Source organism: Enterococcus sp. AZ149, from assembly GCF_051714285.1.
In the GTDB taxonomy this organism is placed as follows: domain Bacteria; phylum Bacillota; class Bacilli; order Lactobacillales; family Enterococcaceae; genus Enterococcus_D; species Enterococcus_D entomosocium.
The window spans coordinates 3,226,813-3,250,593 of the sequence record NZ_JBIORO010000001.1 but is presented as its reverse complement, the minus strand read 5'-3'; the positions used below and the strand labels follow the sequence as shown (position 1 = coordinate 3,250,593).

General features: G+C 46.2%; 25 protein-coding genes. 20 read left to right on the top strand and 5 right to left on the bottom strand.

Annotated elements, in window-relative coordinates:
• The first annotated feature begins 89 nt into the window (after positions 1 to 89).
• The 7 genes from ribD to IGI94_RS15095 all read left to right on the top strand — a co-directional run bounded on the left by ribD (position 90) and on the right by IGI94_RS15095 (position 6,759).
• Positions 90 to 1,166 (top strand): bifunctional diaminohydroxyphosphoribosylaminopyrimidine deaminase/5-amino-6-(5-phosphoribosylamino)uracil reductase RibD, encoded by a 1,077-nt coding sequence (gene ribD / locus IGI94_RS15125; protein ID WP_086316647.1) that lies wholly within the window; start codon positions 90 to 92, stop codon positions 1,164 to 1,166.
• Complete coding sequence (locus IGI94_RS15120; RefSeq protein WP_005233260.1) at positions 1,151 to 1,738, top strand: riboflavin synthase; 588 nt, start codon at positions 1,151 to 1,153, stop codon at positions 1,736 to 1,738. The genes ribD and IGI94_RS15120 overlap by 16 nt, the downstream gene beginning before the upstream one ends.
• A complete protein-coding gene (gene ribB, locus IGI94_RS15115; protein ID WP_086316646.1) occupies positions 1,716 to 2,927 on the top strand; it encodes a 3,4-dihydroxy-2-butanone-4-phosphate synthase in 1,212 nt (403 codons plus the stop codon). Before IGI94_RS15120 ends, ribB begins: the two co-directional genes overlap by 23 nt.
• A 21-nt stretch (positions 2,928 to 2,948) precedes the next feature.
• Positions 2,949 to 3,422: a 6,7-dimethyl-8-ribityllumazine synthase gene (gene ribH, locus IGI94_RS15110; RefSeq protein WP_005230622.1), complete on the top strand. Its 474-nt coding sequence runs from the start codon at positions 2,949 to 2,951 to the stop codon at positions 3,420 to 3,422.
• Between the two features lie 470 nt (positions 3,423 to 3,892).
• Complete coding sequence (locus tag IGI94_RS15105; RefSeq protein WP_086316645.1) at positions 3,893 to 4,966, top strand: FecCD family ABC transporter permease; 1,074 nt, start codon at positions 3,893 to 3,895, stop codon at positions 4,964 to 4,966.
• Positions 4,967 to 4,970: 4 nt separating this feature from the next.
• The gene (locus tag IGI94_RS15100) at positions 4,971 to 5,753 is read left to right on the top strand and encodes an ABC transporter ATP-binding protein (protein ID WP_086298790.1); all 783 of its coding nucleotides are present in this window, start codon (positions 4,971 to 4,973) and stop codon (positions 5,751 to 5,753) included.
• Positions 5,746 to 6,759: an ABC transporter substrate-binding protein gene (locus IGI94_RS15095; protein ID WP_005233274.1), complete on the top strand. Its 1,014-nt coding sequence runs from the start codon at positions 5,746 to 5,748 to the stop codon at positions 6,757 to 6,759. Before IGI94_RS15100 ends, IGI94_RS15095 begins: the two co-directional genes overlap by 8 nt.
• A gap of 150 nt (positions 6,760 to 6,909) precedes the next feature.
• On the opposite strand, the gene IGI94_RS15090 is transcribed toward IGI94_RS15095, so the two are convergent.
• The gene (locus IGI94_RS15090) at positions 6,910 to 7,251 is read right to left on the bottom strand and encodes a MazG nucleotide pyrophosphohydrolase domain-containing protein (protein WP_034872892.1); all 342 of its coding nucleotides are present in this window, start codon (positions 7,249 to 7,251) and stop codon (positions 6,910 to 6,912) included.
• Positions 7,252 to 7,337: 86 nt separating this feature from the next.
• Between IGI94_RS15090 and IGI94_RS15085 the strand changes: the two genes are divergently transcribed.
• From IGI94_RS15085 to IGI94_RS15055, 7 genes are all read left to right on the top strand, one after another.
• Complete coding sequence (locus IGI94_RS15085; RefSeq protein ID WP_008380221.1) at positions 7,338 to 7,898, top strand: TIGR00730 family Rossman fold protein; 561 nt, start codon at positions 7,338 to 7,340, stop codon at positions 7,896 to 7,898.
• A gap of 146 nt (positions 7,899 to 8,044) precedes the next feature.
• A complete protein-coding gene (locus IGI94_RS15080; RefSeq protein ID WP_005230648.1) occupies positions 8,045 to 9,031 on the top strand; it encodes a tRNA dihydrouridine synthase in 987 nt (328 codons plus the stop codon).
• A 150-nt stretch (positions 9,032 to 9,181) separates the two neighbouring features.
• On the top strand, positions 9,182 to 9,622 hold the full coding sequence (locus tag IGI94_RS15075; protein WP_086316644.1) for a MarR family winged helix-turn-helix transcriptional regulator: 441 nt from the start codon (positions 9,182 to 9,184) through the stop codon (positions 9,620 to 9,622).
• Complete coding sequence (locus IGI94_RS15070; RefSeq protein WP_042890890.1) at positions 9,619 to 11,055, top strand: MDR family MFS transporter; 1,437 nt, start codon at positions 9,619 to 9,621, stop codon at positions 11,053 to 11,055. The genes IGI94_RS15075 and IGI94_RS15070 overlap by 4 nt, the downstream gene beginning before the upstream one ends.
• 156 nt (positions 11,056 to 11,211) lie before the next feature.
• Positions 11,212 to 12,117: an EamA family transporter RarD gene (rarD, locus tag IGI94_RS15065; RefSeq protein WP_008380213.1), complete on the top strand. Its 906-nt coding sequence runs from the start codon at positions 11,212 to 11,214 to the stop codon at positions 12,115 to 12,117.
• Between the two features lie 278 nt (positions 12,118 to 12,395).
• Positions 12,396 to 13,238, top strand: coding sequence for a BglG family transcription antiterminator LicT (licT, locus tag IGI94_RS15060; protein ID WP_005233287.1), 843 nt, complete (start codon positions 12,396 to 12,398; stop codon positions 13,236 to 13,238).
• 137 nt (positions 13,239 to 13,375) lie between these two features.
• Positions 13,376 to 15,247, top strand: a complete 1,872-nt coding sequence (locus IGI94_RS15055) for a beta-glucoside-specific PTS transporter subunit IIABC (protein WP_016620311.1) — start codon at positions 13,376 to 13,378, stop codon at positions 15,245 to 15,247.
• Between the two features lie 186 nt (positions 15,248 to 15,433).
• Here IGI94_RS15055 and IGI94_RS15050 read toward each other — a convergent pair whose 3' ends face one another.
• Positions 15,434 to 16,105 carry a cyclic nucleotide-binding domain-containing protein gene (locus IGI94_RS15050; RefSeq protein ID WP_008380210.1) on the bottom strand — a complete coding sequence of 224 codons (672 nt, stop codon included), beginning with the start codon at positions 16,103 to 16,105 and terminating at the stop codon, positions 15,434 to 15,436.
• Between the two features lie 196 nt (positions 16,106 to 16,301).
• On the opposite strand from IGI94_RS15050, the gene IGI94_RS15045 reads away from it, so the two are divergent.
• From IGI94_RS15045 to IGI94_RS15025, 5 genes are all read left to right on the top strand, one after another.
• Positions 16,302 to 17,234: a phosphate/phosphite/phosphonate ABC transporter substrate-binding protein gene (locus IGI94_RS15045; protein WP_008380209.1), complete on the top strand. Its 933-nt coding sequence runs from the start codon at positions 16,302 to 16,304 to the stop codon at positions 17,232 to 17,234.
• Between the two features lie 160 nt (positions 17,235 to 17,394).
• On the top strand, positions 17,395 to 18,186 hold the full coding sequence (phnC, locus tag IGI94_RS15040) for a phosphonate ABC transporter ATP-binding protein (protein ID WP_005230661.1): 792 nt from the start codon (positions 17,395 to 17,397) through the stop codon (positions 18,184 to 18,186).
• On the top strand, positions 18,158 to 18,937 hold the full coding sequence (gene phnE / locus IGI94_RS15035) for a phosphonate ABC transporter, permease protein PhnE (protein WP_438899930.1): 780 nt from the start codon (positions 18,158 to 18,160) through the stop codon (positions 18,935 to 18,937). The genes phnC and phnE (IGI94_RS15035) overlap by 29 nt, the downstream gene beginning before the upstream one ends.
• Positions 18,934 to 19,716, top strand: coding sequence for a phosphonate ABC transporter, permease protein PhnE (phnE, locus tag IGI94_RS15030; protein ID WP_196044153.1), 783 nt, complete (start codon positions 18,934 to 18,936; stop codon positions 19,714 to 19,716). Before phnE (IGI94_RS15035) ends, phnE (IGI94_RS15030) begins: the two co-directional genes overlap by 4 nt.
• Positions 19,717 to 19,720: 4 nt before the next feature.
• Positions 19,721 to 20,533, top strand: coding sequence for a metallophosphoesterase family protein (locus tag IGI94_RS15025; RefSeq protein ID WP_438899929.1), 813 nt, complete (start codon positions 19,721 to 19,723; stop codon positions 20,531 to 20,533).
• A gap of 69 nt (positions 20,534 to 20,602) precedes the next feature.
• On the opposite strand, the gene IGI94_RS15020 is transcribed toward IGI94_RS15025, so the two are convergent.
• On the bottom strand, positions 20,603 to 21,079 hold the full coding sequence (locus IGI94_RS15020; RefSeq protein WP_034858679.1) for an ImmA/IrrE family metallo-endopeptidase: 477 nt from the start codon (positions 21,077 to 21,079) through the stop codon (positions 20,603 to 20,605).
• A gap of 5 nt (positions 21,080 to 21,084) precedes the next feature.
• Complete coding sequence (locus IGI94_RS15015; RefSeq protein WP_005230670.1) at positions 21,085 to 21,417, bottom strand: helix-turn-helix domain-containing protein; 333 nt, start codon at positions 21,415 to 21,417, stop codon at positions 21,085 to 21,087.
• A 163-nt stretch (positions 21,418 to 21,580) separates the two neighbouring features.
• Between IGI94_RS15015 and IGI94_RS15010 the strand changes: the two genes are divergently transcribed.
• Positions 21,581 to 21,946: a hypothetical protein gene (locus IGI94_RS15010; RefSeq protein WP_271813943.1), complete on the top strand. Its 366-nt coding sequence runs from the start codon at positions 21,581 to 21,583 to the stop codon at positions 21,944 to 21,946.
• Between the two features lie 41 nt (positions 21,947 to 21,987).
• Here the strand turns inward: IGI94_RS15010 and IGI94_RS15005 are convergent, their stop codons facing one another.
• Positions 21,988 to 23,739 carry an ABC transporter ATP-binding protein gene (locus tag IGI94_RS15005; RefSeq protein ID WP_438899928.1) on the bottom strand — a complete coding sequence of 584 codons (1,752 nt, stop codon included), beginning with the start codon at positions 23,737 to 23,739 and terminating at the stop codon, positions 21,988 to 21,990.
• Between the last annotated feature and the right edge of the window lie 42 nt (positions 23,740 to 23,781).

Sequence of the window (23,781 nt, the reverse complement as noted above, 5' to 3'; positions counted from 1 at the left end):
GCGTCTAAAATTGATTTTTTGCCGGTCTTGTTTGTCTATGCCTCGTGAGATTCTCACGAGGCATTTTTTTATTGAAAGGAGGAAGGAAGATGCATAACGAATACATGCGTTTGGCGATCGCAGAAGCCAAAAAAGGGCGTTACCAAACCTTTACCAATCCGCTAGTGGGCGCTGTGATCGTCAAAGAGCAACGGGTCATTGCCAAAGGGGCTCACTTAGTCTATGGGCAGCCCCATGCGGAACGAAACGCCATCGAACAATGCCATTCCTCCGAAGACCTAATCAATTCGACTTTATACGTGACGTTAGAACCTTGCAACCATCAAGGAAAACAGCCGCCTTGCACCCAGCTGATCATCGACAGCGGCATCAAAAAAGTAGTCGTCGGCCAGTTAGACCCTAACCCGATCGTGGCTGGACAAGGCAAGCGCTTTTTAGAAAATCAGGGCATCGAAGTGTTGGTGGGTATCGAAGAAACAGAAGTGCGCCGTTTGAATCCACACTATAATTTTTACCATCAGCATCAGCTACCTTACGTGGCATTGAAGCAAGCGATCACTTTAGATGGTCGGATCGCTCATGATGCGCAGACCCGCAATGCGATCACTGGTTCAGCGGTTTGGCAAAACGTTCATCAAGAACGTGGGGACTACCAAGGGATCTTAGTGGGCAGTCAGACGGTGTTGACGGATGATCCCACCTTATTGACCACGATTGAAACCAGCTTTCCGCCGATTCGCATCGTGGTAGACCGTCGGGGACGAACGCTGTCGCAACCCCAATTGGCACTGTTTGCCGACGATTCGGCACCTGTGTGGATTTTTACGCAGCAGGCAGCTGTCAGTGATTTGCCAGCGCATGTCTCAGTGATCCAGCTGGAAGAGTTGACGATCGCTGCATTGTTGAAGGAGCTTGCCACACGACAGGTCCAATCGCTTTACGTGGAGGGAGGCGCTGCGATCCATGATGCCTTTTTAGCCAGCGGACTGTGGCAAGAAAGCATTACCTATGTGGCGCCAAAGTTTCTTGGGGGCAATAGTCTCGCAAGTTTTACTAGTGAACGTACCCCGAAACAGCTGCAGCAGCTAACAGAGGTGACGGTGACAGCAGTTGGGGAAGATGTTTGCATCCGAGGAAGGAGACAAGAGGAATGTTCACAGGATTGATTCAGGAAAAAGGCCGCATCAAAGAGATCCGCAAGCAAAGCCGCACGATCCAGCTAACCTGCAGTGCGTCGGAAGGCTTGCTGGCGGATTACCAGATCGGAGACAGCATGGCGATCAACGGGACGTGTTTGACGGCGATCGCCAAACAAGCGATGACGTTTACGGTGGATATCATGCCGGAAACCTTTCAACGAACGACCTTTAAACAACTCTCGGTGGGTGCCGAAGTCAATTTGGAGCGAGCGATGGCAGCGACGCAGCGTTTTGAAGGCCACTTTGTCGCAGGCCACATTGATGTAACGACCCGTTTGATCCAGAAAAAGCAGTTGGAAAATGCCTTGATCTTGACGTTTGCTTATCCTGTCAGTGTGCAAGGGGAAATCATTCCGCAAGGGTCGATTGCGATCAATGGCGTCAGTTTGACGGTTACCCAGACGACGGCACAGGCATTTTCCGTTAGCTTGATCCCCCATTCCAAAGACCAGACGACGCTGGGGCAGTTGAAACAAGGGGAGTGGGTCAATATCGAGACGGATATGATCGGGAAATATGTCAAATACCAACGAAAATGAAAGAAGGCAGACGATGCATAAAGTAGAACAAGCAGTGGAATGGTTAAAAAAGGGCGGCTTAGTGATTGTCGCCGATGATGAAAATCGGGAATCAGAAGGAGATTTGATTGGGATCGCTGAATACGCAACGCCAGAATCTGTCAATTTTATGGCGACTTATGGCCGCGGCTTGATCTGTGCACCCATCTCACAAGCGATCGCTGAAAAGCTGGCATTGCCTGAGATGACCGCCAATAATACGGATGCCTTTGGCACCGCGTTTACCATCAGTGTCGATCACGTGACGACGAGTACAGGAATTTCTGCGAAAGACCGGGCAGTGACGATTGAAAAGTTGGCTGATCCTGCGTCACAGGCTGCGGATTTTTATCGCCCTGGCCATATCTTCCCATTGACCGCTCAACCTGGCGGCGTGTTGGAACGCAGAGGACATACAGAAGCGGCTGTGGATTTAGCAAAGCTTGCTGGCAGCGTGGAAGCAGCCTACATTTGTGAGATTTTAAATGAAGATGGCACAATGGCTCGGGTCCCAGAATTGAAAAAATTAGCAGAAAAATGGCAGCTGCCGTTTTTGACCATTGATGAGTTGGCGGAATATCTACGAGGAACTGCACCTATCACGGTGGATCTGCCAACGGCTTATGGGGCGTTCCAATTGACCTTATTTGAAGATGAATTCGGCAATGAACACCTTTTACTAGCCAAAGGCGAGATTCAACATACTACCGAGCCGCTGTTACTACGGATCCATTCAGAGTGTTTAACAGGCGACGTCTTCGGCTCTCATCGCTGTGATTGCGGCGAACAGCTGCAAGAAGCGATGCGGCAGATCGAAGCAAAAGGCCGCGGTGCGATTTTGTATCTACGCCAAGAAGGCCGCGGTATTGGCTTGCGGAACAAGCTTCGTGCCTATCAGCTGCAGGAACAAGGCATGGATACTTATGAAGCAAATATTGCATTAGGGTTTGCAGCAGATGCCCGTCATTACACGTTTGCCGCTGATGTTTTACGTTCCTTAGAAGTGCAGGAGATTCAATTGATGACCAACAACCCTGACAAAGTGAAGGAATTAGAAAGCTTAGGGATTAAGGTAGCAGAACGGGTACCGCTGGAGATGCCTGCGCATAAAGAAAACAGCAGCTATTTGAAAACGAAGAAAGAAAAGTTTCACCATTACCTATCTATTTAATCAACCAAAGGAGAATGAGCGATGACAGTATTTGAAGGAACGTTTCAGGGAGAGGCAGTCAAAGTAGGGATCGTGGTCTCACGATTCAACGAGTTTATCACTTCCAAGTTAGTGGAAGGCGCCAAAGACAATTTGTTGCGTCATGGAGTCAAAGCAGAAAACATCGATGTGTATTGGGTTCCAGGTGCTTATGAGATTCCGTATATTACCAAAAAAATCGTTGACCACAAGCAATACGATGGGATCGTGACATTAGGTGCCTTGATTCGCGGAGCAACGACCCACTATGAATTGATCTCAAATGAAGTGGCGAAAGGCGTAGCCCAAATTGGTCTGAATGCCGACATTCCGATCATGTTTGGTGTGTTGACGACTGAAACGATCGAACAAGCCATTGAACGGGCGGGAACCAAAGCTGGCAACAAAGGCAGCGAAGCCGCTCAAGGTCTTTTGGAGATGATTTCGTTGAATCAACAAATCCTTGGCAACGCATAGGTTTCACGTTCGAACAAAGGGAAGCTAGCAAGAACAAGCCTGCCTGAGCATAGGCATCAGACTGGAGACAGACTTCGTACAAAATGAAGTCTGTCTTTTTTTCATCATTAAAAAAACACTGGATTATTATGCCAAAGGATTCGCTTCTTCACGGGTACCGTGTTTTCGATAGGTCAATGAAGAGGAAAACGCCCAATCAATCAAGAACATTAGAATAACTCTTATTTAAGGAAATTTTCAGAAAATTATTTACATTTCACAAAAGGTTCCTTATAATGACTCTATTCATTGAGAGTGATTCTCATTTGCAAATAGATGTCAAAGCAGCACATGGCTTTGGCGCTTTTCATGAGAAGAACTTTTATAAGCGAAAAAACGCACAGATGCTTCTTTTATGATGGCGGCGAGCAACACTCAGGTTGTTTTTGCTGTGAAATCAGAGGAGTTCGTGCTGAATAAAGGAGAATCACATGTCGGTAGGGTTGATTAAATCAAATCGTTGGATGGTGTCGACAATCATTTGCTGTGTTTTAGTTGTCGCCATTCTCTTATCTGCAGGAGTTGCTTTGGCAAACGGCCAAGCCAATATCACCCTTGGCGAAGTTTACCAAATTCTCTTCTATAAAATCAGCCACGGGTTGGTTGGTGATCTTTCAGGCATTTCAGACGCAAACATCAATATCGTCTGGTTTGTTCGGGCACCGCGGGTCTTGCTTTCTATTTTTGTGGGGATGGGGTTAGCGATCAGCGGGGCAGTGATGCAGGCAGTGGTCCAAAATCCGCTGGCAGATCCATATATCCTAGGGATCTCTTCCGGCGCATCCTTAGGGGCGACCTTTGCCATCTTAGTCGGTTTTGGCGGCTCGGCGCTAATCTTGCAGCTGGGCTTATCGTTTGGCGCCTTTGCAGGAGCGGGGATTGCGACTATTTTGGTGCTGCTGCTTGCCAGTATCGGTGGGAAAATGACTTCCACAAAACTTGTGCTGTCGGGGACGATCGTCAGTGCCTTATGCAGCTCTGTTTCAAACTTGATCATCTATCTGGCTAGCAATGCAGAAGGGATGAAGACCGTAGCGTTTTGGTCGATGGGCAGCCTAGCCTCGGCTTCTTGGAATAAATTGGGCTTTATCGTGGTTCTGGTTTCTTTGATCACGCTGTTCTTCCTGACGCAATACCGTGTTTTGAATACGCTTTTGCTGGGGGATGAAGTTGCTTCCACCTTAGGGGTCAAGCTGACCTTCTATCGGCGTTTTTACATGCTGCTAGCAGCGCTATTAACTAGTATCATCGTTGCGAATTCTGGGATGATCGGCTTTGTCGGCTTGATCATTCCTCATATCGTACGTGGAGTCAGCGGCTCGGATCATCGCCTGTTGATGCCTTTGACCGCTTTGACAGGCGCGTTGTTTTTGATTTGGGCGGATGTGATCGCCCGCTCGACCCTGCAAGGAGTCGAACTGCCGATCGGGATCATTACAGCGCTGATTGGCGCACCGATCTTTATCTATATCATTGTCAAACGACAATACAACTTTGGGGGGTGACGAGATGAAATTGGCAGTTGAAAAGCTCAATCTGACGATCGGGGATCAGCAGATTCTAAAAGACATCTCCGTCCAAACCGCACAAGGGCAATTTGTCGGTTTGATTGGGTCTAATGGCAGTGGGAAGTCCACGTTGTTAAAAGCCATCTACAAAACGTTGAAACCTGACAGCGGCGAAATTTATTTGGGTGAGATGAATATTTTGAAAAGTTCCGAAAAAAAAGTCGCCCAGCAAGTCAGCGTCGTCAGTCAGTTCAATGAGTTGAGCTTTGATTTAACAGTAGAACAGATGGTGCTTTTAGGCCGCACGCCCCACAAGGGGTTGTTGGAACAAGACACCAAAGCCGATCATGAGCTGGTCACCGAAGCCTTAGCCAAAACAGGGTTAAGTGCCTACAGAAAACGCAGCTACCTCTCATTATCAGGAGGCGAAAAACAGCGGGTCGTCCTTGCTCGTGCCATCACCCAAGAACCGAAATTTATGATTCTCGATGAGCCGACCAATCATTTGGATATCCGTTACCAGCTGGAAATCTTAGAGACCGTCAAGCATCTGAAGATTGGCTTGTTGGCGGCGCTGCATAATTTGGAACAAGCAGCCAACTATTGCGACATCATCTATGCCTTAAAAGATGGTCGGGTCGTAGGGTATGGCGAACCAGAAACGCTGCTGACAGAAGAACTGATCGAAGAAATCTATGGCGTGAAATGCAGTATTTACCATCATCCGATCACAGGCGGATTAGGGTTTCATTATTATTTTGAAAAGGAGCAAACAGATGAATAAATGGGGAAAAATGATTGGGGTAGGATTGGCAGTCTTTACATTAAGCGCTTGCGGCAATACGAAGGATGAAGGAACTTCGGCTTCTTCCTCACAGGCAGAAAGTACGTATCCCTTAACCATCAGCAACTACACCAAAGCAGAAGGCGGCACGCAATGGACCGCCAAGGATCAAACCTTTAATGAGGCACCAAAAAAAGTCGTTGCCAACACACGACCAGCAGCGGAATTGCTGCTGCATCTCGGCCTCAAGGATCAGATTGCGGGTGTCGGTGCAACCTTTGGTGCCGCTGATGAGGAAGTTGCTGCCGATTACGCAGAACTCAACGACCTGGGCAGCGACTATATCAGTAAAGAAACAGCCTTAAGTGTGGATCCAGATTTGATTTTTGGCCGCGGGGGACTTTTCGATAACCAAGATTGGGGCGTCGGCACCGTTGATTCCTTGAATGAGATGGGCATTCCGACTTATGTCCAAGAAACCTCTGTCACTGGGGCGACGTTTGATTCTGTTTATCAAGACATTGAAAACCTTGGTAAGCTCTTCAATGTCCCTGAGGCAGCCGCTGCTTTTGAAAAAGAATTAAAGGATCGTCAGAGTGCCTTGGAAGAAAAAGTAGCAGACAAAGAAGAGCAAACCTTTGCCCATCTCTTTATGTCTGATCCTAGTGTTGTCAGTGTCTATGCCGCTCAGGACGAGTCTTTTTTCAATAGCAACTTTGATATGATCAAACTGAACAATGTGTTTCAAGACTATTCAGGGGAAGTCAGTGTCGAAACTTTGATCGAAACGGATCCCGATGTCTTGATCGTCGGCGACTGGTCAACGATCGAAGGCAGTGTTTCCGGTCAAGAAATCATTGAAGGCTTATATAAAAACGACAAACTCTCTAGCATGAAAGCCATCAAAAACAAACAAGTCTACAGCATGGACTACAATTATCTCTTTGGCTACGGCTACCAAGCCTTGACTGGTTTGGAAGAACTGGTAGAGCAAATGGCACAATAAACACCTCCTATTCCCATAAAAAGGAGAACCAACTTTTTATATAATAGAAGAAAATCAACGTTTCACTGGCCGATTGACCACAGAAACGTTGGTTTTTTGTATTTGGGAAAAGCAACCTTTGCCGCTGCCCGTTATGCAACAAGTCGCCCGTTAGCTGTTTTTTTCTGTCTCTTGGTTCATTTGATAGCGAGACAAAAGCTTTTCTTTGTGTTTTTGCATGATTGTTTCCAGAGAAATATCGTATTTATCGGCGAGAATAAATAAGTTATCCAGTACATCGCCCAATTCTTCCGTCAGATTTGCCAGTTTTTCTTCCGGCAAGCCTTCTTGTTCATCGGGACGGTCACGGCCAATCTCCAATGTCCGAATGGCACGGCTCACTTCCCCGACTTCTTCTGCTAAAAAATTCGCCCGAATAAACGGATCATATTGATACCAGTTGCGGGCTTTGTAGAAGTCACTGATAAATCGTTGATATTCCTCAATGTTCATAATTTTTTTTCCATCCTTTCCCAGAACCTTTATCAGAATCATGATATACTATTTCAAAATGATTGAGAAGGATGATGGAGAGTTTTATGAAAATTGCAGTCTATTGTGGTGCCAGTGTCGGTAATGAACCTAGTTTTGCAACAGCCGCCCAAGAATTGGGGCAGTGGATCGCTTCACGGCAAAATACGCTGGTCTATGGCGGCGGAAAAGCGGGCTTGATGGGCGTGCTGGCAGATGCTGTCTTAGAAAATGGCGGTCAGGTGATCGGGGTGATCCCAACCTTTTTAAAAGATCGGGAACTAGCACATCCTGGATTGACCGAACTCCATGTCGTCGAGACGATGTCAGAAAGAAAACGAAAAATGTTCGAATTGTCGCAGGCGTTTGTCGCACTGCCAGGTGGTCCCGGGACGCTGGAAGAAATCACGGAGATGATCTCGTGGTCAAGAATCGGTCAAAACCCGAATCCTTGTGCTTTTTATGATGTGAACAACTTTTACCGCGCAACGAGAGCCTTGTATGATAACATGGTGGAAAATGAGTTCTTGACGCAGGCCGATCGCGAAAAAATCGGCTTTGCGCAAACAACCCAGGAGCTGGAAGTCTTTATTCAAGCTTACGAACCACCAGTTATTCGGCAGTATTAAGCGTCTGTTGCAAAAGAGCAAGGCGAAGCACCGACGGGTGTCGTCTTGCTCTTTTGCTTCTTTGACTCATTCTTAGTATAATGGGGTTTGTTTTGCAAGTAGGGTCATAAAATAAGATCCTTGGACAAAGAAATGGAGCGTAAATCATGACAACAAATTTTTGGGCTGAATTGCCGAAGCCTTTTTTTATTCTAGCACCAATGGAAGATGTCACCGATGTCGTTTTTCGGCATGTCGTTCAAGCTGCCGGCGCACCAGATGTTTTCTTTACGGAATTTACCAACTCCGATAGTTACTGTCATCCAGAAGGACGCGACAGTGTGCGGGGACGTTTAGTCTTCACCGAAGATGAGCAACCGATGGTAGCCCACATTTGGGGAGACAAGCCAGAGTATTTCCGTGAAATGAGTATCGGATTAGCCGAGATGGGCTTTAAAGGGATTGACTTAAATATGGGCTGTCCAGTGCCAAACGTTGCCGGACGAGGCAAAGGCAGCGGCTTAATCTTGCGACCAGAAGTTGCTGCTGAGCTGATCCAAGCAGCCAAAGCTGGCGGCTTGCCGGTCAGCGTCAAGACGCGTTTGGGCTATACCGAACTAGGGGAAATGGAAGCCTGGTTGACCCATGTCCTGCAACAAGATATCGCTAACCTTTCGATCCATTTACGAACCCGCAAAGAAATGAGCAAGGTCGATGCCCATTGGGAATTGATTCCTGAAGTGGTGGCCTTGCGGGACCGAATCGCCCCACAAACGAAGCTGACGATCAACGGCGATATCCCTGATCGTACCAAAGGTTTAGAGCTAGCAGAAAAATATGGCGTAGACGGAATCATGATCGGTCGGGGTATTTTCAAGAATCCCTATGCCTTTGAAAAAGAACCGAAAGAGCATACCTCAGAAGAGCTATTAGGCTTGCTACAGCTGCAATTAGACTTGCAGGATCATTACGCCAAAATGGTGCCACGCTCGATCGCAGGATTGCATCGTTTCTTTAAAATCTATGTCAAAGGCTTCCCAGGAGCCAGTGATTTGCGAGCAAAATTGATGAATACCAAATCAACGGATGAAGTTCGGCAACTGCTGGCAGAGTTTGCGGAGAAAAAGAACCACGAGGAAAGTATTGAAGCGTAAGTTTCAATGCTTTTTTCGTTTTTGGTTGCTGCATCCGCTCTCAATGTCAATCCTTTCTTGACAATAGATAGGTACCTATGTAAAATGGAGAGCGGACTTTTAACTAGGTACCTATCTAAATAGTGAAGAGGCGAAAGGAGCTGAAGGTCGATGGTTTCCGAACAAGAAATCGTGGAACGATTGTTTGAAGTGTATAAATTAAATCGGCGGTATGCGGAACAAAAATATGGGCGTTTTATGCCAGGTCGGGGACAGTTCAATTGCCTACTGGTATTGGACGAAAAAGGGACGTTGACCCAAAAAGATCTCGCCGCGTATTTAGCGATTCGCTCGACATCCACTGGCGAACTACTAAAAAAACTGGCTGAAAAAGGGCTGATCCAAAAAGAAGTCGATCCGAAAGATAAACGCATCCATCTGATTTCGCTGACGGAAGCAGGCAAGGAAGAGGCACAGCGAATGAAAGAAAAACGTAGCAAGGCGCACCAAGAAATGCTGACCTATTTGACGGCAGAAGAAAAACAAGCCTTTGGTCAAGCCTTAGCAAAAATCGAACAGTTTTATCTTGAGAAGGAGGCGGACGTTGATTGAGTGAAACAGTCCAACGAACGGAACGTCAGCGGACGCTGATTTTTATTAATTTAATGATTACATGTATTGCCGTATCCATGTTGGCGACCGCATTGACGACGGCTTTACCCGCCATCGTCAATGACTTGCAGATTTCCGTCACTACGGGCCAATGGCTGACTAGCGGGTATTCTTTGGCAATGGCGATCGTTATGCCCTTGACGGCATATCTTATGAATCGTGTGCCAACCAAAAAGCTCTATCTCGCTGCATTAGGAATCGCTCTGGTGGGTTTGCTGCTTTGTGCCACAGCGCCCAATTTTCTAGTCATGATGCTTGCTCGTATTTTGCAGGCCGTAGGCAATGGAATCTTGACCGCGATGGCACAAGTGATCCTCTTATCGATTTATCCGATCAATCGCATCGGTGTCGTGATGGGCTGGTATGGACTCTCAATCACCGCGGCACCTGTGATCGCACCGACGATCGCTGGGCTGATCGTGGACCGCTTGAACTGGCATGCGATTTTTTATATCGTTGCCGTGATTGTTTTGATCTCATTGATTTGGGCCATAAAGGTTTTTGATGATGTGTTGCCAGTAAGCAACAGCAAATTTGATCAGACCTCTTTTGTTTTGAGTGCCTTCGCCTTTGGTGGGATCACTTTAGGCTTTGGAAACATCGGCAGCTATGGCTTTTTCAGCTTGCCGGTTTTAGGAACCTTAGCGATCGGTTTAATAGCAGGGATCTTCTTTGTCTTCCGTCAGTTAAGAGCAGAAACCCCATTTTTGGATCTGCGGGTCTTAAAAACAAAAGAGTATGCCATCAGTGTCTTTGGCAGTATCATGCTTTACTTGGTCTTGATGGGTTCGGCGATGCTGATGCCGCTTTATGTGCAGTCGATTTTAGGCAAATCAGCGACGATCTCAGGATTAGTCGTTTTGCCAGGTTCCCTAGTCTCGGCTTTTTTAAGTCCGGTGGCTGGACGAATCTATGACAAAGTCGGCATCCGTCTGTTGACGATTTTCGGCGGCGGCTCACTGGTCTTGAGCAACATCGGCATGTATTTCATCCATATACACACGGGTATTTGGGTAGCAGTGGTCTTGAACATGTTGCGCTGTGCCGCCACAGGCTGTTTGTTGATGCCCTTCGTGACGTGGGGAAATAAAAATATTCCGCCGCAGTTGACGGCGCATGGAACAGCATTATTGACTTCTTTGCGGACGGTGTCAGGCGCTATCGGGACAGCATTATTTGTCGGGATCATGAATAGTGTGGCGCAAAACAGCACGACCTTAACGGGGACGAGTGCACTGCTTCACGGGATGAATGTTTCTTTCTTATTGATGACGATCGCTTCTGGTCTGCTGTTTGCAACGGGGCTATTTTTGATTCGTGATCAGAAACCAGAAGCCGTGTGGCTGGAAGGTGCGGAGGAACCGCTGGAATAAAGAGGGGCACCTTTCTTTGAAGGGTGCTTTTCTTGATTTATTTCATGAAACTCTATGAAAAACCAAAAAATTCGATATAATAAGATAACTTATGGTTTAGGAGGAGTATTTTTTTTCAGGAAAGACTTGTTTTCATGGAAAAAAATCAGGGAGAAAATGAAGAATAAAGGCGTTTATTTTGGGTTGTCTGCCTATGTCTTGTGGGGCTTGGTCACACTATATTGGAAAATAATCGTTGGGGTTTCGCCATTAGCAACGATGTGCTACCGAATCGTGTGGTCCTTTGTTTTTATGGTGCTGTTTATTTTGCTTTCCGGGAAGAAAAAGCAATTTTTACAAGAAGCGCGTCTGCTGTGGAAGAACAAAGTGTTTGCTGGACTGATCGTTTTAGCTTCTGTGCTGATCTCCATCAACTGGTTCACCTTTATCTTTGCGGTGAGTGCGGGCCATGTGATGCAAGCCAGCTTAGGCTATTATATCAATCCGCTAGTCAATGTCTTGTTAGCAACCGTTTTTTTGAAAGAACGTCTTAGTCGTACTGGCATGCTGGCGTGTCTGCTGGCAAGTATCGGGGTGATCTTATTATCGATCCAAACAGGAACGATTCCTTATGCCTCACTGATCATGGCCTTTTCCTTTAGTACGTATGGCTTGATCAAAAAAAGGATCCCCATTAGTTCGGTTACTGGGTTAACGATCGAAACGATGGTGATTTTCCCCTTTGCGCTCGTGTATATTTTAGGATTTTCAACCGTCGGCTTTATGAATTATCCCTTGCAAACCAATCTCTTATTGATGGGTGCCGGGATCGTGACGGCTATTCCGCTGTTGCTGTTTGCGGAAGCCGCGAAAAATGTTTCTTACATTACGCTTGGGTTTATTCAATACGTCAACCCGACGATCATGCTTTTGTTGGCCATCTTTTTGTTTCACGAAACCTATTCACTGGCCCAATTTTCCGCCTTTGCGTTTATTTGGCTAGGGATCGCGGTCTTCACCTATGGTACGTTAGGCACGGCTATGAAAGAGCGGCGCATGGGACAGCAAAGAAAGCAACTCTGATACATCAGGAATGGCTGCAGCTGAGCCGTTCCTTTTTTTATTAAAAAACAACTCAGTTTAGATAGTGAAGGATGTTGCAAGGAGAATTGTTCAATGGTATAACAAAGGAAAAGCACGTTGCAGAAATTCTGATTGAAAAGGGTTGCATCTGCCACAGGGGTGTGTTATTATTCTTTCAGTTACAAGGATTGTTACTGTTCGGCAGGCAAAACCAGAATTGACCGTAGCGCGCTAATGGGGAGATTCTAGGTTTTTTTATTTTGGAGTGAGGGAAAACGATGGTTATTGGGAAAATATTAAATAATAATGTCGTCATCTCGACCAATGATGCCGGTCAGGAAGTGATCTATATGGGTCGTGGCATTGCGTTTAAGAAGAAGGTCGGCGATCCAGTGGATGAAGCCTTTGTCGAAAAAGAATTTGTGTTAAAGGATACGTTTACCGCAAATCAGTTTCAGCAATTGTTTTCAGACATTCCTGTGGAAGAAGTCGAAGCCGTCAAGCAAGTGGTGGATGATGCAGAAGCGTCATTGGGGATCGAGCTGTCGCCAAATATTTATTTGACACTGACCGATCATATCCATTATGCGCTAGTTCGGGCACGTGAAGGCATTGAGCTGCCGAATCCATTGTTGTTTGAGACCCGCAAATTTTATCCGAAAGAGTATGCGGTTGCAGCAGATGCCGTTGCTTATTTTGAAAAAGTCTTCGGGATTTCATTGCCGGAATCGGAAATTGGCTTTATCGCCTTTCATATCGTCAATAGCGAACAAGCAAATGGTACGATGGAAACCACGATGCAAGCGGTAGAGATCGTTCGTGACGTATTGGCGATCATCAGTCGTTTTTATGGACGAGTCTTTAACCCAGATTCCTTGAACTATCAACGGATCACCACGCATTTACAGTATTTTGCGCAACGCTATTTAAGCGATGAACTTTCGGGGGAAAAAGATGAATTTTTATTTGCCCTTGTGCAATCGAAGTACCCTAAAGCGTTTCAAACGGTTCAACGGATCAACGAATATTTGATCAAAACCTACGACAAATCGATCGGTGAATCAGAAATGATCTACTTAACGATCCATATCGAACGTGTCGTCAATGATCAAACCAATTAACATTCAATCATTAACGGATTGTTACTGTCAGGCAGGCAATACCCAGATTGAAAAGACAACAGTCAGCGAGGAAAAGACTCGTTGGACGGTCGTTTTTTCAATCTGGGTTTTTTTATTAAAAAAGGAGTGTTGAAAAAATGAGTTCAAATAAAGAAATTGCAGTTCGCGTCCTCGATGCGGTGGGCGGCAAAGAAAATGTCAATAGCGTGGTGCATTGTGCGACCCGCTTGCGTTTCAAATTAAAAGATGAGAACAAAGCGGATACGGCACGCTTGAATCAAGACGACGACGTGATCCAAGTCGTTCAAAGCGGCGGACAATACCAAGTGGTGATCGGCAGTCATGTCAGCGACGTTTACCGTGAATTGAATGGAGTAGCGAACTTCGATGGTGAAGCAGACAGCAAAGGCGACAAAGGCAACCTGTTGAATCAACTGGTGGATATTATTTCGTCGATCTTCACGCCGTTTTTAGGCGCAATGGCAGGTGCCGGGGTCTTAAAAGGATTCTTGACGCTGGCAGTCACCTTGAATTGGTTAGCAGCTGATTCTGGGGTCTACACCGTATTGTATGCGATTGCCGATGGGTTGTTTACCTATTTACCAGTGATGTTGGCTTTTACTGCAGCGAAAAAGTTTCGCACCAATGAATTTCTAGCGGTTTCCTTAGCGATGGCGTTGGTTCATCCAGACATTACCGCTTTGGCTGGACAAACCTTGAGTTTCTTAGGCCTACCGGTCATTATTGGTGCTAGTGCTTATACGTCTTCAGTCATTCCGATTATTTTAGCGGTCTTTTTACAAAGCTATGTGGAGCGTTTCTTTAAAAAAGTCATTCCTAGCTTCTTACAGATCATCTGTGTACCTTTAGCGGTCTTCTTGATCATGGCGCCATTGACCTTTATTGTCGTCGGTCCACTAGGAACGATTTTAGGAAACTTGTTAGGTAGTGCTTACGACAGCATTTACCACTTCAGCCCACTGATCGCTGGTGCTGTTATGGGTGGTTTATGGCAAGTCTTTGTGATGTTTGGCATGCACTGGGGCTTTGTGCCGATCATCATGTTGAATCTCAGTCAAACCGGTGTCGATACCATGGTACCAATGCTGTTGCCAGCTGTCCTTTCTCAAGGTGGTGCAGCGCTAGCAGTGTTCTTTATGACAAAAAATGTGAAATTGAAAGGCTTGGCCCTTTCTTCAACGATCACCTCAATTTTTGGGATCACAGAACCGACGGTGTATGGGGTAACCTTGCCATTGAAAAAACCATTTATCGCCGCGTGTATCAGTGGTGCCATCGGGGGAGCCTTCATCGGCTTCAGCCAAGTCGAAAACTATACCTTTGGGTTAGTCAGCTTACTAAGTCTTCCTTCCTTTATCCCACAAGATACGAAAGATCTAAGTGGTCTGATCGCAGCTTCAATCGGAACGGCTATCGCTTTTGGGGCAGCGTTTGTCTTGACCTTCTTCTTACGTTTTGAAGATCAGCCAGCAACCGATGCCAGTGCAACATCAGCGAAAGAGCCAGCAGTACCCACAGATAGTTCGTCTAAAGAACGAGTGATCCTTAGTAGTCCGTTAGAAGGCAAAGTGGTTCCCTTAGCAGAAGTCAAAGACCAAGTCTTTTCTTCTGGTGCATTAGGAAAAGGCATCGCCATCGAACCGACCGTCGGGGCTTTATATGCGCCGGCAGATGGCACCATCACGACGCTCTTTCCTACCGGCCATGCTGTTGGTTTGACCACTACGGATGGAGCAGAAGTCTTGATGCATATTGGTATGGATACCGTGGAACTAGATGGCAAAGGCTTTGAGGTCTTTGTTAAACAAGACGATCAAGTCAAACGCGGTGATTTGTTGGTGAAGTTTGATCTAGATACGATCAAAGCTGCCGGCTTATCCACGATTACACCAATCGTTGTGACGAATACCCCGCAATATTTAGATGTGATGGATATGAATCAAACCGATGTCTTGCAAGGAGAAGACTTCTTAGCCATCGTAAAATAAGCAAAAGAAACCCGATCCTCGACTGAATATCAGCAAGGATCGGGTTTTTTGTAAGAAAATAAGGCGCAGTTGCCGGTCTCGCTTGCCTTCTTCGGTGGAGAATGCTTGTCACAGCGCTAGTTAAGGGCAAGACCAACAGCAGGAACGCGTACTCAGGGAAAATCCGAACATTCTTATGGCTGCTCCTTATACATGGCTTAAATTTTCGGCAAGCGACTCTAAAGCGGGGAAATCGAGAATTGCATAGCCCTGTTTTTGTTTTTCGATCAGCTTGTCTTCACGAAAGCTGGTAAAGGTTCGCAGCAGGTGGCGATAGCTGACATTCAAGATTGCGGCACAGGTGGTTAACTGAAAGGAAAAGTGTTGGTTTTCTTGATGCGCAAGAATAAATTTGGCCAACCGTGTCTCTACAGGTTCCGTCAATGAATTCGCTAAGTTGATCCCCGAATTCAAGCGGGAACTGAGCAACTGACAGATGGTTTGCAAAAAGCGGACGTCTTGTTGCAAGGTGCTGCGGTAGCGATTCAAAGGGATACAGACGCAGACGCAAGCAGAAGCGGCTTTGACACTGCTTTTCGGCAAGAGTTCCCATAAAGAGGAAGCTTCCCCTAAAGGTGCAGCCGGCTTGGCGTAATCAATACAAATCGTTTGGGTATCCGAAGAGAAGGAATAGACCATCACGGTTCCTTCTACGAGAAAATACAAGTATTCAGAAGGCGTGCCCGTTCGAATCAGGTGCTCTTCTTTTTCAAAGGAATGCAAAGTGGCCATCGCTAACAAATCATTGTCCATATAAGATTGCAGATCGTATGTGTCAATGTAATTCCTGAGGCGTGCGGTATCATCGATTTTTTTCATGGGAATCAGCCACTCCTGAATGGTTTTCTTTAAGTATAGCTTAGTTCCCCTTTTGACTCAACACGAACGATAAATAAAAACTAATGTAAATTGTATGTAAAAATAAGGTAAAATAGGACATGTGTCACTTCATTTTGAAGGGATACTTGGTATGATTTGAATGTAAGAAAGCTTCAAACCATTAGGAGGAGAAAAAATGCCATTGAAACGAATTGTTAAAGGAATGTTAGGAATTGCGTTAGTTGCAGCATTGACCGGCTGTGGGAATGGGAGCAGCAGCAGCGACAGCAGTGCCGCAGCCGAAAAAGAAAAGCTGGTGGTACAATTCGTACCGACCAATAATGACGGCTCGATGCAAGCCAAAGCAAAACCGTTTGCTGAGTATTTATCAAAAAAATTAGACCGTGAAGTAGAAGTAACGTTAGCAACGGATTATTCGACGATCGTAGAAGCGATGGCTTCTGGCCAAGTTGATTTAGGGATCATGCCGCCAGCCGCTTATGTTCAAGCCAAAGACATGGATGCAGCAGAAGCGATTTTGACTTCTCAATTAGGTGCCTATGATCCAGAGACCGGCTTGCCATTAGAAGGGGAAAAAACCAATACCTTCAAAGGGGAGATCTTGGTACGTGCGGATAGCGATATGACAGAATTGACGGACTTAAAAGGGAAAAAAATCGCTACATTGAGTCCGAACTCTGCCAGCGGCTATATTTACCCAGTTGCCGAGTTGAAAGATGCAGGAGTTGATCCAACGACGGATGCTACATTAACGACGGTGAACGATATTCCAAGTGAGATCACTGCAGTCTTGAATGGTCAGATGGATGCCGCCTTTGTGTTTCAAGGGGCACGGAATGTCTTTGCTTCAAGCTTCCCAGATAACGATTTATTCGAAGATCTAAAAGTTCTTTACTTAACCGAAGGGGACATCCCGAATGACGCCATTGCCGTTCAACCGACGATGGATGCTGAACTAAAAGAGCAGATCAAAGAAGTGTTCTTGAATATGGCAGACGATGAAGAAGGCGCCGAAGCAATGAGCTTGTGGGGACACCAAGGGTATGAAGAAGCAGCTGATTCTGCTTACGATACCATTCGCGACTATACTAAACGAGCAGCAGAGTAAAAAATCAGGGATTGCGGTAGAAGGATAACGGGACACGGAGATGTGCAGCGATTTACTAGGGGAATAGGTGGAATACGCAGTATCAGTGCATTTTTTAGTGAGATAGACCGTGACCGATTGGGGAAACTTTGCCGCGGTCCCTACATAATGGAGAAGACAGATGATAACTTTTGAGAATGTATCCAAAGTCTACCCGAATGGGGTCAAAGGATTACAGAACATAGATGTAACGATTGAACAAGGAGAATTTGTGGCAATCATTGGTTTGAGCGGTGCTGGTAAGAGTACCTTTTTGCGCTCGATCAATCGCTTAGTGCCAATCACTGAAGGAGATATCCGGGTAGATGGCAAATCAGTCACGAAAGCCAATAAAAAAGAATTGCGCTTGATTCGCCGACAAATCGGATTGATCTCCCAAAGCTTCAATTTGGTCAAACGTAGTACTGTCCAAAAGAATGTGCTATCTGGTCGTTTGGGGTATTACGGGACATGGAAAAGTATTTTAGGGTTATTTACGAAAGAAGACTATGAAAGAACGAAAGAAGCACTAGCGACTGTCGGCTTGTCAGACAAACTGCAAACGAGAAGCGACCAGTTGAGTGGTGGGCAACAGCAGCGGGTATCCATCGCCCGTGCCTTGGTCCAACAAGCGCCAGTGATTTTAGCAGATGAACCCGTGGCATCGCTAGATCCCATCACCACAGAGAAAGTGATGGAGGATTTGAAGAAGATCAATCAAGAAATGGGCAAAACGATTGTCATCAATCTGCATTCGATTCCCTTGGCTCGTCAGTATGCAACAAGGATCATTGCCTTAAAAGCAGGTGCAATCGTTTTTGACGGCAACGCAGCCGCTTTGACGGATCAGCGTTTAGAACAAATCTATGGGAAAGCAATTTTTGAAGAAAAGGCAGGAGAAATCGATGAAACTGAAAGAAACAGTTCATTTTAATTGGTACAAACACCTGCTGCTGATTCTTTTATTGCTGCTCTTTTTTCAAAGCAGTGCCTGGATCACGGGGGCTGATTTTGCACAAGTGTGGTCGAATCGAAGCCAGATGACGGCTTTCATGGCTCGATTTTTGCATCCGGATTTTAGTTATTTACCGCAACTGATGATGCCCTTGATCAAGACATTGCAAATGTCCTTTTTAGGCACTGTTTTAGGAGTAGTCGCAGCGATACCGGTGAGTCTGTTGGCGACGACAGTCGTGACAGAAAGCCGGTGGGTCTCTGTGCCGATGCGTTTTCTCTTAGGTCTGGTGCGGACGATCCCCAATTTATTGTTGGCGGCATTGTTCGTAGCGATTTTTGGGATCGGTGAAGCCACTGGTGTTTCGACCATCGCGGTCTTTACCTTTGGGATGGTTTCACAGCTGATGTTCCAAGCGATCGAAACCATTGATTTTGCGCCAATCGAAGCAGCGGCGGCGGTAGGGGCAAATAAATTTCAAGTGACTGTTTGGGCGATCATACCTCAAGTCATCAGCCAGTTTGCCAGCTATACTTTTTATGCCTTTGAAGTCAATGTTCGAGCTTCAACGGTGTTAGGATATGTTGGTGCCGGCGGGATCGGGGTCATCCTGAACGCCTCATTGGCATTATTGAATTATGAACGGGTCTCAATCATTATCTTGACGATTTTGCTAACGGTAGCGATCGTTGATTTTCTCAGTGAGCGGGTAAGGAGGTCTTTCCTATGATGATCAGAGAAGTGAAGAAAACGACTTGGCTTTTATGGGGACTCTTTGCTGTTTTACTAGTTTTATCAGCTGCGACGCTGGATTATTCTGGATTAAGCACCTTTTCCTTAGCGATGGGAAGAGATGTCCTGCAAGGGCTGAGTCAGCCAGACTGGTCTTTCTTTTATGACGGCAGTGGGGAAGATCTGTGGAGCTTGTTGTTACTGACGATCGGCATCGCTTGTTTAGGAACGATGATCGCAACAGTCTGTGCGATACCGGTGACCTTGCTGAGTGCCGCCAACCTATGGGCTTCTGCGCCGTGGGTCGCGAAGGTCGGCAAAATGATCTGCAATATCTTGCGGGCATTTCCAGAGCTAGTTTATGCGATTATTTTTGTCCGTGTGGTAGGTCCGGGACCTTTTGCTGGGGTTATGGCGATCGGTGTCCACCAGATCGGTATGCTGGGCAAGCTGTTCACGGAAGAAATGGAAGCCATGGATGAGCGCTTGACGGAAGAGATGCAAGCAGTTGGTGCCAACTTTTGGCAGACGATGTTTTTCGTGCGGGTCCCTTACTTAGCACCCATCTATAGTTCCTTTGCATTGAATCATTTTGAAATTGCGGTCCGCAGTGCGGCAACGTTAGGGTTAGTCGGTGCTGGCGGGATCGGTGCACCATTGATTTTTGCTATTCAAACCAGAACCTGGAGCAAGGTAAGTATTATTTTGTTGGGCGTCGTTGTGACCGTCTTCTTATTAGACCAGTTGACTGGAATCATCAGAAAGAAATTGAGATAAACCTATGAATATATTGCATATATCAGATATCCATTTTCGAGAAAGTTACCTGCCTTGTGAAGAAGGGTATCAAGGAATGCTGGCAGCTATGCAAAATCCCTTGATTCCTCTTGAAGAGTGTATCCAAGATGCCAAGGCGCGAGGGGCGATTGATTTGGTGGTGATCAGCGGTGATTTGACCGAAGATGGCGCGCCTGACGATTATGCCTCTTTGAAGCATTATCTAGAAAAAGCCTTTGGCTCAGTGCCGATCGTAGTAACGCTAGGCAATCATGATATTAAACGGCATTTTCGCCAAGGCTGGCAAGGCAAGTCAGTAGAAACGGCCAGTGATACACCTTTTAATCAAGTCTATGAAACGGAGACATTGGCGGTCGTGACTTTCGATAATTCCTGTTACGGCTATGCCGACGGTATCGTAGATGAGCGACAGTTTGAATGGCTGCAAGCCACGCTGGCGCAGCTCAAAGAGAAAAAGATCATCTTTGTGACGCACCATCATTTGTTGCCTTATCAAGCAAGCACGCCGGCATGGGCCGGTGCCAATCGTTTGGTGGCATTATTGCAGCAGTATCAGATCTCTTGTATTCTCAGTGGACATACCCATCATGCATTTACGGGAACGATCGCAGGGATTCCTTACTATACTGTGGCAAGTATGTCGTTTGTCGGGGAAGATGAAGGCGAGGGGATGGTCCGTTTTGAAGAACGCTATGGATACAATTTGTATCGTTTTGAGGAAGGCGCGCTGGTTCATCAATCCTCAGAAAACTATCGACCGAACCGCGTATTGATGCGGGTCAACATGCAAGGATAAAAAACAGACGTTCCGTCAACGCTGAATTTAGCAGCAGGAAAGGAACGTCTGTTTTTGTGCAAAAAAGGCTTAACCTTGATTGCCAAAGGTTTTGACAACTTCAATCGTGCCGTCGATATGGAAAAACAAGGTATAGTTTTCTTCGGTTTTGATACCGTCAAAGCGGCGAGCATAATAGGTGACTGCGTCTTTGAAGGTTTGTGGGGGGACACCTAAAAAATCAGCGCATGCCGCCAACGTTTTGCAGCCTTCTTCAAAACAAGCGATGATATCATAGGGCGTGACCACGATCGCAGAACCAATGTCACGGGCTTTGCGTTCTTGTTTGCGTTTTTCGTTGGTGTCTTGGGCGGTAATGTCGCCAGCACTGGTCAGATAATGACCGATTTCTTCACCGATGGTGCTCAAGAGGTCTTCTTGTGATTGGTCAGGGTTCAAGTAAATATGGTGATCGATGTACAATCCTTGCTGACCATCAGGCATATTTTTATCGAAAATAAAGTGCAAGTCTGGGTAGGCGGCCATCAGTTCTTCTACTTTATCCATTTCCATCATTCCTTTTGGGCGTGCCGCTGTTTTATAAATTCAATATAGCTGAGGATATCTTCCATCTGCTCATCGGTGACGTCATCATCAATATGGGCCGCAACGGTTTGAACTTTTGCAGAGGGCGGCGTAAAGCCTGCCGGGACTTGTCTGCCTAACAAAAAATCGGTGGATACTTGAAAAATCTCCGCGAGTTTGACGATGGTCTCGCCATCGGGTTCGTTACGATCATTTTCGAAATGAGAATACGCTGCGCGGGTGATTCCCAGCTGATCTGCGATCTGCTGTTGGGTTTGATTGGTACGTAGTCTGAGTGTTCTTAGCCGTTCGCCAAGCATGAGTGATCGCCTCCTTTTTTGTAGTATAGCACGTTAGATATAATTTGTATCAATTTTTGTATTATTTGATATAAAAAATATCACATCAGTTGACGATACGAATCGTATCTTTTATACTGGAAACAGATGATATGAATCGTATCGAAAAGAATGGGGGAGGATCATGGATACATCGATCGTAACAGTTGTCTTGCCGTCACTCATTACTGGTGTACTTACTTATTTGGCTACCCGAGTATCCAGCAAAGCGAATTTGGAACAAACGAATATCGAAAATGCCCAGAAGCTTTACCTAAAATATGAACAGATCAATCAAGAATTGACCCATAAAATCGATCAGTTAGAAGAAGAAGTCCAAAAGACCACTAAAACCTACCAAGAAGAAGTCTTAGTTTATCAAGGAAAGCTTGCTACTGCCCAAAGCGAACGGGATTTTTTGCGGGCAGAAAATCAGGTGCTGAAAGAATTACAGCGAGTAAATCAAGTGCCTGGGACGCGTGAAGAGAAGCAACATTCAGCTATTGGCTAATAGAAAAAAACTGCTTATCCGTCAATAAGCAGTTTTTTCGATTAGTTGATCATTTGTTCATTGACATAGGCAGCATAAAGCGGGTGGTTGTTAATCAATTGTGCATGGGTACCTTGACCGGTAATGGTGCCTTTTTCTATAAAGTAGATTTGGTCGGCATCCACGATGGTCGATAAGCGATGAGCGATCACTAATGTCGTACGTCCTTCCATTAGATGATCCAACGCCCGCTGGACTTTTTCTTCTGACTGAGAATCTAGGCTGGCAGTCGCTTCATCCAGCATCAGCAGCTTGGGGTCTCGCAAGAATGCTCGTGCGATGGCGATCCGTTGTTTTTGCCCGCCAGATAGTTTGACGCCGCGTTCGCCGATTTGTGTTTCTAGTTTTTCGGGGAACTCTTGGACGAACTGATCGGCATAAGCCAATGCCAGTCCTTGCCACAATTCCTCCTCTGACAGTGTTCGGCTTAATCCGTATTGCAAGTTTTCCCGAATCGTACCGGCAAAGACCGCACTGTCTTGGGAAACATAGCCGATCTGTGCCCGCCAGTCCTGCAGATCAATGTCAGCTATCGGCTGTTCACCAATCAGCAAGCGCCCGCTGGTGGGTTCATAAAAGCGTTCCAGTAAAGCGAAGATCGTGGATTTTCCGCCGCCGCTTGGTCCCGCAAAAGCAATCACGGTGTTGGGCTTGGCTTCAAAAGAAATGTTTTGCAAAATCGGCCGTTTGGGATCGTAACTGAAATCGATCTGTTCTGCCCGTAAGACAGCGCCATCGATGGCGGCTTTGGGTGCTGCCTGAATCGGCTCCAGCGGCGTATCCAAAATTTCTTGGATCCTTTCCGTAGCACCCATCGCTTTTTGAACTTGCGAAAAGAACATCGCAAACGTCGTCACAGGCGCAATAATATTAAAGAGATACAGTAGAAAAGCGATCAATGCGCCGCTCGTCAAGGTGCCGGCTTGGACACGGATCGCGCCATAACCAAGGATTCCTACGAGTAAGCCCAGCATTGCCGTCGTCATAATTGGCTGCAAAATCGCACTAACTTTCGCATCCTTGACACCGAGGGTAAAGATTGCCCCAATGTTGCGCCGACCGTTTTCTTGTTCACTAGCTTCTCCGTTGCTGGCTTTGATCAAACGGATCTCTGAGAGTTTTTCGCTGGCATCCGCATTGAAATCGGCAGTCGCTGCTTGTAGTTGGCGTCCTAGTTTCGACATGATCTTGCCGATCGGCCACATGATCAAGGTGATCAAAGGCACCGCACTGAACATGATCGCAGCCATCTTCCAATCCATCAAAAACAAGATGATCATCGAACCAACCAATTGGATCAAGCCAGTGACAAAGCTGGGAAATTGCGAGGTGACTAGTTCTTTGATCACGGAAGTATCATTAACGAGTCGCGAACTGCTTTCCCCCGACTTATGGTCATCAAAATAGCTGACTGGCAAATGCAGCAGATGTTTCCAAAGACGTTCTCGTAATGTTTTCACGGCACTTTCTCCCACATAGCGCAAGAGAAAGCCGCCTAAAGTGCCTACGCCTAATTGCAGCACAAAGGCTAGGATCAAAACGACTAGCATGGAGGTGTTGAACGTGGGGGTGCCGCTGGCATCGACTAGCGTTTTCGTCAGCTGCGGCACGACCAAACTGGCGGCACTCGTGATCAGGCTAAAGAGCATCCCTAAAAGAAACAAGCCTTTCTTGGGATTGACACTGACGATCAGGTGGATAAAGTCTTTCATTTTAAATTTATTTTTGTTCACTGTTGGTGTCGTTGTTTCCATTCGTTTTCCTCCGCTACAAGCAAGATGGCCTGCAGCTTTTTC